Origin of the sequence: Paenibacillus sp. Soil750, from assembly GCF_001428045.1 — a bacterium.
GTDB lineage: Bacteria > Bacillota > Bacilli > Paenibacillales > NBRC-103111 > Paenibacillus_E > Paenibacillus_E allorhizoplanae.
On record NZ_LMSD01000008.1, the window covers coordinates 147,977 to 159,850 of the forward strand.

General features: G+C 44.9%; 11 protein-coding genes. 8 read left to right on the forward strand and 3 right to left on the reverse strand.

Annotated features, from left to right (window positions below; all coding sequences use genetic code 11):
* Positions 1-19: 19 nt before the first annotated feature.
* The 3 genes from ASL11_RS09635 to ASL11_RS09645 all read left to right on the forward strand — a co-directional run bounded on the left by ASL11_RS09635 (position 20) and on the right by ASL11_RS09645 (position 2,678).
* Complete coding sequence (locus tag ASL11_RS09635; protein WP_082595350.1) at positions 20-781, forward strand: glycerophosphodiester phosphodiesterase; 762 nt, start codon at positions 20-22, stop codon at positions 779-781.
* Positions 774-1,907 carry a hypothetical protein gene (locus tag ASL11_RS09640; protein WP_056612917.1) on the forward strand — a complete coding sequence of 378 codons (1,134 nt, stop codon included), beginning with the start codon at positions 774-776 and terminating at the stop codon, positions 1,905-1,907. Before ASL11_RS09635 ends, ASL11_RS09640 begins: the two co-directional genes overlap by 8 nt.
* A 75-nt stretch (positions 1,908-1,982) precedes the next feature.
* The gene (locus tag ASL11_RS09645) at positions 1,983-2,678 is read left to right on the forward strand and encodes a glycerophosphodiester phosphodiesterase (RefSeq protein WP_056612919.1); all 696 of its coding nucleotides are present in this window, start codon (positions 1,983-1,985) and stop codon (positions 2,676-2,678) included.
* A 66-nt stretch (positions 2,679-2,744) separates the two neighbouring features.
* Here ASL11_RS09645 and ASL11_RS09650 read toward each other — a convergent pair whose 3' ends face one another.
* Both ASL11_RS09650 and ASL11_RS09655 read right to left on the reverse strand, forming a co-directional pair.
* Positions 2,745-3,431 (reverse strand): response regulator transcription factor, encoded by a 687-nt coding sequence (locus ASL11_RS09650; protein WP_056612921.1) that lies wholly within the window; start codon positions 3,429-3,431, stop codon positions 2,745-2,747.
* An 18-nt stretch (positions 3,432-3,449) separates the two neighbouring features.
* Entirely contained in the window at positions 3,450-4,595 is a 1,146-nt protein-coding gene (locus ASL11_RS09655) for a sensor histidine kinase (RefSeq protein ID WP_056612923.1), read from the reverse strand.
* 300 nt (positions 4,596-4,895) lie between these two features.
* Between ASL11_RS09655 and ASL11_RS09660 the strand changes: the two genes are divergently transcribed.
* The 4 genes from ASL11_RS09660 (at position 4,896) to ASL11_RS09675 (ending at position 8,136) form a co-directional block, all read left to right on the forward strand.
* Positions 4,896-5,249, forward strand: a complete 354-nt coding sequence (locus ASL11_RS09660) for a helix-turn-helix domain-containing protein (RefSeq protein ID WP_056612925.1) — start codon at positions 4,896-4,898, stop codon at positions 5,247-5,249.
* Between the two features lie 173 nt (positions 5,250-5,422).
* Positions 5,423-7,033: a glycosyl hydrolase family 18 protein gene (locus ASL11_RS09665; RefSeq protein WP_056612927.1), complete on the forward strand. Its 1,611-nt coding sequence runs from the start codon at positions 5,423-5,425 to the stop codon at positions 7,031-7,033.
* 84 nt (positions 7,034-7,117) lie between these two features.
* Positions 7,118-7,429 carry a DUF1806 family protein gene (locus ASL11_RS09670; protein ID WP_056612929.1) on the forward strand — a complete coding sequence of 104 codons (312 nt, stop codon included), beginning with the start codon at positions 7,118-7,120 and terminating at the stop codon, positions 7,427-7,429.
* A complete protein-coding gene (locus tag ASL11_RS09675; protein WP_056612930.1) occupies positions 7,426-8,136 on the forward strand; it encodes a PIG-L family deacetylase in 711 nt (236 codons plus the stop codon). The genes ASL11_RS09670 and ASL11_RS09675 overlap by 4 nt, the downstream gene beginning before the upstream one ends.
* A gap of 13 nt (positions 8,137-8,149) precedes the next feature.
* On the opposite strand, the gene ASL11_RS09680 is transcribed toward ASL11_RS09675, so the two are convergent.
* Positions 8,150-9,310, reverse strand: a complete 1,161-nt coding sequence (locus tag ASL11_RS09680; RefSeq protein ID WP_056612932.1) for an acyl-CoA dehydrogenase family protein — start codon at positions 9,308-9,310, stop codon at positions 8,150-8,152.
* Between the two features lie 190 nt (positions 9,311-9,500).
* Here ASL11_RS09680 and ASL11_RS09685 point away from each other — a divergent pair, with 190 nt between their 5' ends.
* Positions 9,501-11,648: an ABC transporter transmembrane domain-containing protein gene (locus ASL11_RS09685; RefSeq protein ID WP_056612934.1), complete on the forward strand. Its 2,148-nt coding sequence runs from the start codon at positions 9,501-9,503 to the stop codon at positions 11,646-11,648.
* Positions 11,649-11,874 lie beyond the last annotated feature (226 nt).

Here is an 11,874-nt window from a genome sequence, read left to right on the forward strand (position 1 = left end):
ATAGGAGGAATGTATGAATATGACGCAACCATCAGTATTAGTCATCGCTCATCGTGGTGCCAAAGGGGAGGCCCCGGAGAATACACTCGGCGCTTTCCGTCTCGGGATTGAACAGGGCTGCGATGCCATCGAATTGGACGTTCATTTATCCAAAGACGGTGAAATCATAGTCATTCATGATTTCACTATTGATCGAACAACAGATAGGAAGGGTGTCGTACATGAGATGACACTTTCTGAATTAAAACAGGCTGATGCGGGCCGCTGGTTCAGCTCACAATATGAAGGTGAACGAATTCCTACATTAGAAGAAGTGTTCGACCTTGTTCCGCCGGAAGTGATGATTAATGTAGAGATCAAAGATTCTTACGACCGTAAGCTCGAACCAGCACTGGCCGAGCTCATGAAAAGGAAAGATCGCGTGCATAATGTGGTTGTCTCCTCCTTCGATCACAAAAGCCTTCTCTTCCTAAAACTTTTGCTGCCTGAAGCGAAAATCGGGCTTCTATATGAAATCAATCCAGGAAGTCACGCTGGTTTGGCGACAGGATTTGGGGTTCCGGTGTATTCCCTGCATCCTAATTTTAAAAGGATTAACCGAGAGGATATCAGGGATGCCTTAAGTAAAGGAATCCAGGTGTATCCTTGGACGATTAATGACGAAAAGAAGATGAAACAAGCCATCGAAAAAGGAGCTTCTGGTATAATTACTGATTTCCCTGGTAAATTACGCAAGATTTTGACAGCGTGGAGTCAGCCCTTAGGGGGCAAGGATGACTAGGATTCACTTCGCTTATGTTGTGGTTGTGGCGGGATTGATCGCGTTAACAACGGTAGGCTGTCAGAAGCCAATAGCGATTGCCAATGCTAGTGTGATTCCATCAGCTACACCGATCGAGGCAGTTGCTACTCCTAAGCAGGTGATGAACACAATGACGGGGATAACCCAAGAAGAAGCGGGCATTAAGATTCGTGTTGATATGCCTGAAATCCGAACATTTCTTGAAAAGAGCAAGCAGGGACCTGTCATCCCGGCATTGAAGCAGAATGCGATTCCGCAAGGTATGGCGTACTTGGAAGAGAAGAATTGGCTATTGGTCACTCATTACCGCGAGGACGGCAAGCCTAGCATTATCTCGGTTATTGATGAGAAGAGCGGAGAGATGCTCAAAGCTCTTGAGATCTTTAAGAACGAGACTACACCTTATACAGGTCATGCAGGCGGTGTTGCTGTTAGTAACAAATACATCTGGATATCATCCGAGGGCAACGCCTACTATTTCCCCAAGGAAGATCTCTTGAAAGCGGATAAGGCGGGTAAAATCGTCTTTAAAGGAGCCGTTCAAACGGATACGCGCGCTTCATTTAATGCTTTTGCTGATGGCATCTTATGGGTTGGTGAATTTGCACAAGGTGCCAGCTACCCTACGGACGCCTCACACTATATGACGAACCGAGATGAGAAGGAGCATAAAGCTTGGGCTGTCGGCTATAAGCTTGACCCTTCGACAGACTTGCCGAGTGCTTCTAAATTGCAAGCGTCGGGACCGGTTGTACCTGATATGATTATTTCGCTGCCTGACAGTGTTCAAGGGATGTATCTCGACAAGGGCGGCTTATGGCTCAGTCAGTCGTACGGAAGAAACAGTATCAGCGACTTAACGCGATATAAGAACAATTTATTGGATAAACCGCATACGACGGTTAAGCTCGGACAATCTGAAGTACCTGTCTGGTTTCTAGACAATAAGAACAAGATGGAGAAAATGGAAATTGCACCGATGGCTGAAGGCATATTTAAATGGAAGGGCCACATGTACATCTTATTTGAATCGGGTGCAACCAAATACAAAACCTCCACGACTTATGCGTTAGAGCGAATTTATATGCTGCCCTGGAGTGAGTGAGGTACAGTGGTCGGTTGTCTATATTTGCGTTATGATTATAAGGTATACATGATAACCGGAGGTGGACAACACGACATGATCACTGGCTTAGCTCACAGGGGCTACCCAAAAAAGTACCCGGAAAACACGATATCCTCTTTTCAGGCAGCTTTAGATTTGTCTTACAGTCATTTGGAGTTGGATGTTCAACTTACGAAAGACGGAGTGCCTGTCGTCATTCACGATACAACCGTGAATCGAACAACAAATGGTACTGGCCGTGTTGCAGACTACACATTTGAGCAAATTCGGAAATTGGACGCAGGCGGAGGTCAGCAAATTCCAACACTGAAGGAAGTTCTTTTGCTGGCGAAGGGGAAAGCTCAGGTAGATATTGAGCTGAAACAAAGCGGGTTGTTGTATCCAGGTTTAGAGGAGCAAGTGTTGGAGACGATTCAAGTTGCAGGGGTTCAGGATCAAGTATTCGTAACTTCCTTCGATCATTACGCCATCGTTCGAACAAGGGAACTATCCCGTGATATTAATCTGGGACTCGTCCTTTACGGCGCAACACCGGCGGTATTCCCACTTGCTAAGGAAATTAATGCGAAGTATGTATCTGTGAAACATATTTATTTAACAGATGAATTTGTTCATCGCTGCGATGAAGCGGGTATACAGTTGATTGCTTGGACGATCGATGATGAACAAGATATGCGGAATTTGCGGTCGCAATATCCTCACATTTGGGCATGCACGAATGAGCTTGAGAGATGGATTACCGTATTTTAATATGGAAAAGGAGGAGCTCACGACGATGTTGTGGGCTCCTCCTTTTTACGTATCATCTAGCCGCTCCTACAGATCATTCTCATGCAAATAAGCTATCGTCTCCGACCGTCCAGAGACATTTAGCTTCTTATAAATAGCACTCAAATAATTCTTCACAGTCCCCGTGGTCAGAAACATGTCAGAAGCGATAGCTTGATTCGACTTTCCTTGTTTCAAATTCTTCAGAATGTTCCGTTCCTGAACAGAAAGACCAGACAGCTTGTTTTCTTGTGGTTGTGTCTCAATCGATTGTAGATTTTCCTCCAGTGCCTTTTCTTCCTGTTCCTCTGAGGAACGTAGTGCTTGGACAAGGCGCGGCTGAATACTTAGCGGGTATGTAATGCCACCATCTAAGCAGACCTGAATGGTTGAGAGTATTTTTTTCGTCTCGACGCCTTTCACTAGATACCCGCTGGCACCGTGACGTATCGCTTCCCATATGTAGGCTTCATCCTCAAATGAGGTCAAAATAAGTACCTTAATCTCCGGGAATTCGGCTTTGATTTGTTTGGTAGCCTCTAAGCCGTCAAGCTTGGGCATATGGATATCCATCATAACGAGTTGAGGACGATGCAATTGTACTTGTTCTATGGTGGCTATACCATCCCCCGTTGTCGCTACGACTTTATATCCTTCTTCCATACCTAGAATAGCTGCTAATCCATCGCGGATGAGGGGTTGGTCGTCTGCGATAAGAATGGTTGTTTGAGACAATTCGATCACTCCTTCCGATCATTTTCGACTGAAGGGTATGGCTATATCCAGCGTTACTCCGCCAGATGCACCATTGTTACGTATTGAAAACGTTCCCCCAACATCTTCCACGCGTTCTTTCATCGCAGTAAGTCCGTAACCATACACAATTTCGAGTGGTGGATGACCATTATCGGACAAAACGAAGCGAAGAACTTCCTCATGATACGACAATGAGAAGTGGAAATAAGTACTTAGGCCATGGCGAATGCCATTCGTCAAACCTTCTTGTAGTGCCCGATAAATCGTAAGCTCGATAATAGGTGTTAGATCAGGCGTCGTGGTATCAATGGTGTAGGCAATATCCACGGTAGTTTGCTTTTTCGTATCATCGATCAACCGAATAAGCTCAGGTATGAAGCAGTGATCTGGGAAGTTCTCGCGCAACACATGGACAGAGCTTCGTACATCATTTAGACCTCTGAGAATACTTTCTTTCGTTCGATCGATCATCTCTTTGGCGATTGGATAATGGCTTTTCTCCAAAGCATGCGCTGCCGTCTGTAATCCGGTTAACGCTGATGTCAGCGTATGTCCAACCGAATCATGAATATCGCGGGAAATTCGCGTCCGTTCTTGTAATTTGGCCTTCTGCTCCAATGCAATTGAGGCTATTCGCAGTTGCTCGTTGTCGATAGCTAATTGATTCTTTTGTTGAAACGCAATCCTAGCAAGCAAGCTCATCCCGTAGATCGCAAAGAAATCAATCACTCTAGGAATAATTAAATAGATGTCCTCAAAAGGCGGAAACTGACGATAGATCATGACGCCTAGTAGAATACAAACATAATTGACAATCGTAAAGATAATGGCATGCTTTCTACCGTGGTGAAAGGTGAACTCACCAATGAGAATTAAGAGGTAAATTTGAGAAAAATAACTTTCCGACCATACACAGATAACGAGAGCCAAAGCTAGTTGAGCGTATAAAAACCGGAAGCCACTCCTACTATGCAGAGCAATCTTTAGGATATAATCCCGCATAAGGACGGCAGCCACATAGCTACAAGCTAGCAGCAGAAGTCCTACTGAAAATTTACTCGTATGAAACAATAGTGAGAGTGTTGCACCCATCACGATGATATGCAAGGTGAGAGTCATGTTTTTATTTAAATGTACATCCATATCTTTACCCTCAAATTACAAAGCTTTATTTACTACTTATTTTACCATAAACATGACTTAAGTCATACATAGAACGCATAAAGTGTCGAAAAGGTTGCATATCTAGTGAACTTCTTCATCTTGGATAGGTCTTTAGTAGCATCTATAATATAGATAGAGGAATTATGGAATTTCCAAGGAGGCATGTCCAAATGTTGATGATTTTATGGAACTTACTAGGTGGCATTCTTCTAATCTTGAGTTTATATTTGCCGTTGAAACAATTATTGGAACGTAACCCTGAGTAGGAGGGAGTACGACTTGAAAGAAGACTTGCTTGATAGGAAAAATGGGGGCATGCATGCCTCATGTAGCACGGATTACGAGCGTATGAATGAGTTTCTAATTCAGGAAACAGGTAACTCTATGGATGTATTTTCGAATAGGTATCAAATTACGAAGCGCGAGTCGGAAATTTTCCTGATGGTCGCTATCTATGGTTTTTCCAATCACGAAATTGCCGAACGTTGTAGGATCAGCGAAAAAACGGTCAAGATTCATCTTGCTAATATAATGAACAAAGCTGGCATCAAATCGATGCGGAAATTACTTTCGCTGTTATTTAATCATGTGCTTTACTTTCGTGAAAGTAACCGATTGTCCGAGGAAAAGTAGGGATGTCATTATTATCGTGATCCAAATAACAAACCGTCCATAATCACAACAGGTGATGGGACGGTTTTTTCATTTTATCGTAACTAATCACTAGCCCAATGCGTCTATTACTATGTTGCTATGAAACTAATTCTAGCAGTAGCAGATATAGAGGGAGAGGGAAGAAGACGTTTATGTTGAAAAAAACAATCTTATTCGGCACGCTGTTTGTTCTATTGTTTGCAAATACCGCTTTTGCCTACGATGTACAACTACAGCCCTTCAAGGATGAGGAACAAGACTATGCCAAGGATCCGATTTACACCTTATCCGCATTAGGTATTATTAACGGCTATGAGGACCAAACCTATCGTCCCAATGATGACTTGTCTAGAGAGGCTTTCATTAAGTTGCTCGTTATGGCAGGTAAAATAGAGAGTAAAGCTCCACTGGGGAGTACTCCCGTTGATGTAGCGAAGGACCGTTGGTCGGCACCTTATATTGCTGCTGTCTACGAACGGAAATGGCTTGATAGTTTACTAGATCAGGAGGGCTTGCTTCATCCAGCGCAGACGATCACGAGAGAAGAAGTTGCGATGCTCGTAGGGAAATCGTTGCTGGAGTCTGAAAGTGAAAAGGCTCGTCAACAATGGTTAACCATGGATTGGAAGAAAGAGCAGGTTGTTAGAGGTTTTAAGGATAATTCAACTATAAATGAGGCAATGCAACCTTATGTATATTACGCAGCGCATCGAGGTATTATGGAGGGAGATCAGACAGGATTTAGCCCGAAAGAGTCTTTGATTCGTAAGCAGGCAGCAGCTGTTATCTATCGTTTGATTGATAAGCGGATTGCTGAACATAAGATCGATTTCACAGGTTATTATGCCCTTACCTCCTACCCCGCGATTAAGCAGATGAATAAGCTTTCTCATGTGATTCTTGGTTGGTCTAGCTTGGTATATAGCGGTGCTGGAACGGCTTCATTGAACATCAAATCTCCGGATTATCGGGTTCCACTTGGTTATGAAGAGGTCATTGCCACTGCGGATGCTGCCCAAGTTACGAAGGAATTGATGGTTTTCTATGATGGTGCTAATTTAAAAGACTTCCTTCAAGATGAATCTGCCAAAAAGACCTTTATTGCATCGTTGCTCAGTACATTAAAAGATCCAGCCTACTCGTTTACGGGGGTAAGCATTGATTTTGAAGGATTGAAGGAAGCAGGAAGTGCAGTCGACTATACCGAGTTTCTTCAGGAGTTGAAAGGTCAGTTAGGTTCGCTTACATTGTCGGTAGCCGTTCCGCCGATTTATTATTACAAGGGTTATGATTTAAAAGAGATCGGAAAGCTAGCCGATACGGTGATCCTTATGGCTTATGACTTCACACATAATGAAAGTGTATTACCATCGGCACCCCTGCCATTAGTGAACGATACCGTGCTAACCGCGCTGCAATCGATACCCAAGGAGAAGCTTGTTCTTGGCATTTCCAAACAGGCGAACCAGTGGGTCACCCAAGCTGGCGTAACCGGGCCCGCCCTTAAACCAGCCATTGCTGATGTTGAGAAAAGGCTGGCGATGCCAGGTGTGAATACCACGTGGGACATGCCCTATTTCTTGAAGAAAGCTACGTTCGCGGACGAGCGGGGCAGCCATGTATTGTACTACGAAGATTCGCAGAGCATAGCCAAGAAGATTTGGCTCGCCAAGTTCTATGACCTGCAAGCTGTTTCCTTATGGTATATGGGCAACTATACGGCATCGGATTGGGAGCGAATTGGAGAGCAAGCGGCTAAGTAATAGTGGTATAAAGATCGACCTCATAAAAAGCTGTGATACGATTATGTAGTCATTCATCCCTTTCAGAAAAGAGAGACAAACAAGATGATCCCAATAGTTAAGTCAAAAGTTGAAACCAAGCTTCAGTCCTTCATCGGGATTGAAGCCTATATCCATAGCGAAGCGACTTCGTTTGTCTTCGTACGTAATTTTAAGATCAAGGTTACCCATGCCTTTATAGCAGGGGAAGGACCATTTCGTACGGCACTCCGATTCGATGGGCATGGTTGGCTGCGAATGGAGGCGATCACGCATTATGAAATTGATGAAAACGGCTGTCTTTTACTGGCCGGATATGATGATCGAGGTCGGATGAACGTTGCGCTACACATTGGAAGGGAGCCGTTTCCAGAATGAATACTACCCAAAGAGGCGCAGCGAACAAGCTGCTCGCCGTATTTGCGCATCCTGACGACGAGTCATTTATTTGTGGAGGGACACTTGCCAAATACGCTAGTGAAGGGGTCAACATTACGCTGGTGAGTGCCACGCGCGGAGATATGGGACGCCGAATGGGCAATCCACCGTATCTCAATCGGGAAACGATGGCGGCTGCTCGTGAAATTGAACTACGAGATGCCTGCAAATGCTTGGGCATCCAGCAGCTCCTTTTTTTCGATATCCGCGACAAGACAGTTGAGTTTATTGATGAGGAAAGCCTGACCTCAAGAGTTGAGGCTCTAATCCGTGATGTGAATCCAGATGTCGTGCTCACGTTTCACGAAACGTTAGGTGGACACCCCGATCATTGTGCTATTGGGAAGGCTACGACGGCTGCATGTCAACGAACAGGACATCTGGACTCGTTATATTTCATAACGTTCGGTGATGCGATGGAGCGTCCGGAACGGTTTGGGTATTCCCATAAGGATGTCATGAAAATTGATGTAGCAGCTCATTTGAAAGCTAAACTGGCAGCGTTCCGGGCTCACCGCTGCCAGACGGAAATAGATGAGTGGGTATGGCTGCCAGACCATGAGGCGTTAAAGAAATTCGGCCGATATGAATACTTTTTGAAAGCGGACATTGAATCTCCGTCCAAAACTTACGATAATTTGTTCTAGTATTTCCCTTAGATCACAAGGACTTCTCGATTAGGGCAGCACTGGCTAAGTTATGAAGCACTGTACTATCCATTGGTGGATTATGCAGGCCTGCGCGAACATCCCGATAGTACCTTTCCAAAGGCTGCTTGCGGGACAAACTAGCGGCACCGACGATTCTCATCGCGAGGTCCACGACTTTGATCGCATTGTTGGTAGCAACATACTTGGCCAAGCCTAGCTCTGGTTTTAATGCTGGTCGGTTGAACTTCTCTTGATCCCAACGATCCGCCGTTGCATAAAGGAGTGCACGTGCAGTTCGTAGTTCGATTTCCATCTCGCCGATGGCATGCTGGACAGAGGGGAGTGAAGAGATCGGTTCGTTCATATGGTTCGGTTGATAGGTATGAACGAATTCAAGGGCATAATCACGTGCCGCCATGGCAATGCCCAAGTAACAAGCCGGAATATGTAAAAGCCAGCCGCCGCCATCATCCACGCCTTTTCCAGAAAGCCTCATGGTTTTATCCACGAAAACCCCATCCAAAACCACATCATGACTGCCTGTCGCTCGCATCCCGAGTGTATCCCAAGTTTCCACGATAGTTACCTGATCTGTTCGATGAACGAGGAAGTCCGCTGTTCCGTCTTCATCCGGGATAAAAGCTGATACCACAAAACGATCTAGGATCGGTGAAAGGGTACTAAACGTTTTACGCCCCGTAATTAGCCATCCGTCGGCTGTCGGGAGCGCTGTAGTTTCGGGTTTTCCGCCTCGGCTGGGACTACCAGATGCAGCTTCACTAGCAAAGGTATTAATCATAGTCCCATCACTCACGACGGAGTAGCACAAATCAGCGAAAATAGCCTCTGGCCATTTTCGAGTTGTTCCAAGATGTAAGACCTGACCAATGTGCCAGCCTACGGCTAATGCGGTCGAACCATCCCCATAAGCAAGCCGCTCTTGCAGCATAACGAGCTCATAAAGCGAGATGCCATCCCCGCCGAATTCTTGTGGGACAGTTAGCTTTAAGTACCCAGCCTCTCGCAAATCTGTGAAATTTTCAAATGGAAAAGATCCCTCTTGGTCATGTAACGCGGCTCTCATCGCAAAAAGGGATGCCAACCCTTCTGCTTTTCTAGCTAAAGCGCGCTCTTTCTCATTCCGAATATATTGATCAATCATTTTGTTCATCCCATTCACACTCCTATCTTTATTTATTATATCAGCTAGGAGATTCTCCTGTCGTTTCGGAACGTCATTCAGACATCAAGGTTAATTAAATCGTTCCCGAGCATAAATCATATATGGTAAACTATAGGTAAAATGAACTATTTCCTCACATCCTACCGACTGACTCTACGAAAAGGCGCTGAAACCCTCGATGCTTTATTTATACCGATCCGTCCTACGATATCTAGCGAGTAGCAAAAAAGTATTCACCGTGTTCATCATTGCGTTATTATTTGAACTCAGCTTCGAGTACTTTACGTCATTAAGTATCAAATATTTAATTGACGATGCCATTACGCCTCGGAATATGACCATATTCTTTGGTCTGCTCTTAGCGCTTCTCATTGGCGGTGTCTTGAACTTATTAATTGGTGTCGGCGGCGATTATGCGATGTCCAAATTAAACGAGACGATTCTCATTGGGCTGCGCAAAGATCTCTACGAACAGACGCAGAAGCTTTCTGCGCATTTCTTCTCACGTTATCGAATCGGGGATATTGTTGCACGGTTCACAATGGATATTCCAGCGGTAGAGCATGCGATGATGCAGACGTTTTCGACGCTTATTCTGGCTAGCCTCAGCATGGTGGTGGGGACAGCGATATTATTTGTTCTAGAGTGGAAATTGGCGCTTGTTGCATTCGTTGGCATTGTCTTCATGTTCGTCCCGCAGAAACTACTGAATAAACGCGCGCAGCGTTACAACGAGGAGTACGTTAACATTGTAGAGTCATTTTCTAATAATATGGATGAGGAAATGAAGGCATTTAAGGTCATTCGAGGCTTTCAACTGCAAGAATCTATGAAAAATAGGTTCACAAAGCAACTACAAGTCTGGTTTCGATTAGGTGTGAAGAGGAGCTTCATTAACTCCAATCTGGAGAGACTTCCGATCATGGTGTTATCCGTTGTTAACGTGATTATCCTTGGTTTAGGGGGCTATTTTACGTTTCAAGGATCGATGACCATCGGGGATTTGATAGCATTTTACTCGGTTTTTGATACGGTTGGCGTATCGGTGATCCAATTCATGGAGGTCGTGCCCGATCTGATTGAAGGTGAAGTGGGCATTCGACGCATCAATGAAGTACTTGAGATTCAACCCGATCTAGAGGATGACGAGCAGGCTGCTCAGAATCCTTCTTTGAACAATGAAATCAAATTCGATAATGTTACTTTTGGCTATACGGAGGCGCACCCTGTTATACATGATTTAACCTTATCCATTCCTGTGGGTAGTTATGTAGCTTTGGTGGGGCCCAGTGGTTCAGGCAAAAGCACGTTGCTCCAACTGCTCATGCGTTTCTATGATCCGCAAAAAGGCTCCATTCAAGTGGATGACCTTGATCTCCGTAAAATTCAACTGTCTTCACTGCTTACGCAAGCTGGTGTTATTTTTCAAGAACCTTATCTATTCAATACGACGATACGTGAAAATCTACTGATTGGTCATCCGGATGCCACCGAGGAAGAGCTTCTCGAAGCGACACTTGCGGTCGGTGTTCATGAGGCGATTATGCAAATGTCGAATGGTTACGATACCTGGATCGAAAATGAGGGGGCCAATCTGTCCGTCAGCCAACGGCACCGGATCTCGATCGCGCGCGCGTTACTGCGATCGAACGAGCTGACTTTCATGGACGAAGTAGCGGCATCGCTAGATCCGGAGTCAGAAATAGCGCTGAATGAGACCATCTCTCGAGCTAATCATGGTCGAACGGTAGTTGCTGTATCGCATCGTTTGAAGACCGTTTCACATGCGGATCTGATCTATTTCATCCATGAGGGGAAAGTCATCGAATTCGGTACGCATCAGGAACTGTTAGAACGTCAAGGAGCTTATCACCGACTATGGCAAAAGCAGCAAGGCTTCCAACTATCCCAAACGGGAGAAGTTGTTATTGAAGTCGAGCGCTTAAGGCAGATGCCTTTCTTTGCCTATATGAATGAGGACCTGCTACATGAGATCAAAGATTTACTGATGACGGAAAAAATTACGAGCGGCCAAGATGTGTTTCGGCAAGGTGAAGCGGGACATAAATTGTATATCATTGTACGTGGCAAAGTGGAAGTGTCTAAAAGGAATGCACAAGGCGAGAACATACGAGTAGCAGTTCTTCAAGATGGAGACCATTTCGGCGAAATCGCGTTGCTGAAGGATACCCCCCGTAATGCCAACATCACAGCGCTAACGGAATGCACCTTGTTGTCGTTAACACGTAACCAGCTGCTGCCGTTATTGGATCGCTATGAGGATATGAAAGCGAAGTTGAATCAGTCGTTGAGTGAGAGGAGCTAGGCGAAGAGCAGATGAAACTAATTGTGAAATGGAAAAATAAAGCATTGCATTCTTTGTCGAAACCATGCTATATTATCACTCCGGCCGCAAGACAGGCAGGCGAGAGTAACTGAAATTAACTCGAAAAAAAGTAGTTGCACATTAAAAGTAAACATGGTATATTACTTCTCGCTGCTTCGGTAACACGGCAGTGAGCGAAAGAAATTGATCTTTGAAAACTGAACAA

Coding starts and splice junctions, on each gene's coding strand:
- ASL11_RS09635 (WP_082595350.1), top strand. CDS start 20: ATGACGCAACCATCAGTATTAGTCATCGCTCATCGTGGTGCCAAAGGG.
- ASL11_RS09640 (WP_056612917.1), top strand. CDS start 774: ATGACTAGGATTCACTTCGCTTATGTTGTGGTTGTGGCGGGATTGATC.
- ASL11_RS09645 (WP_056612919.1), top strand. CDS start 1,983: ATGATCACTGGCTTAGCTCACAGGGGCTACCCAAAAAAGTACCCGGAA.
- ASL11_RS09655 (WP_056612923.1), bottom strand. CDS start 4,595: ATGGATGTACATTTAAATAAAAACATGACTCTCACCTTGCATATCATC.
- ASL11_RS09665 (WP_056612927.1), top strand. CDS start 5,423: ATGTTGAAAAAAACAATCTTATTCGGCACGCTGTTTGTTCTATTGTTT.
- ASL11_RS09670 (WP_056612929.1), top strand. CDS start 7,118: ATGATCCCAATAGTTAAGTCAAAAGTTGAAACCAAGCTTCAGTCCTTC.
- ASL11_RS09675 (WP_056612930.1), top strand. CDS start 7,426: ATGAATACTACCCAAAGAGGCGCAGCGAACAAGCTGCTCGCCGTATTT.
- ASL11_RS09680 (WP_056612932.1), bottom strand. CDS start 9,310: ATGAACAAAATGATTGATCAATATATTCGGAATGAGAAAGAGCGCGCT.
- ASL11_RS09685 (WP_056612934.1), top strand. CDS start 9,501: ATGCTTTATTTATACCGATCCGTCCTACGATATCTAGCGAGTAGCAAA.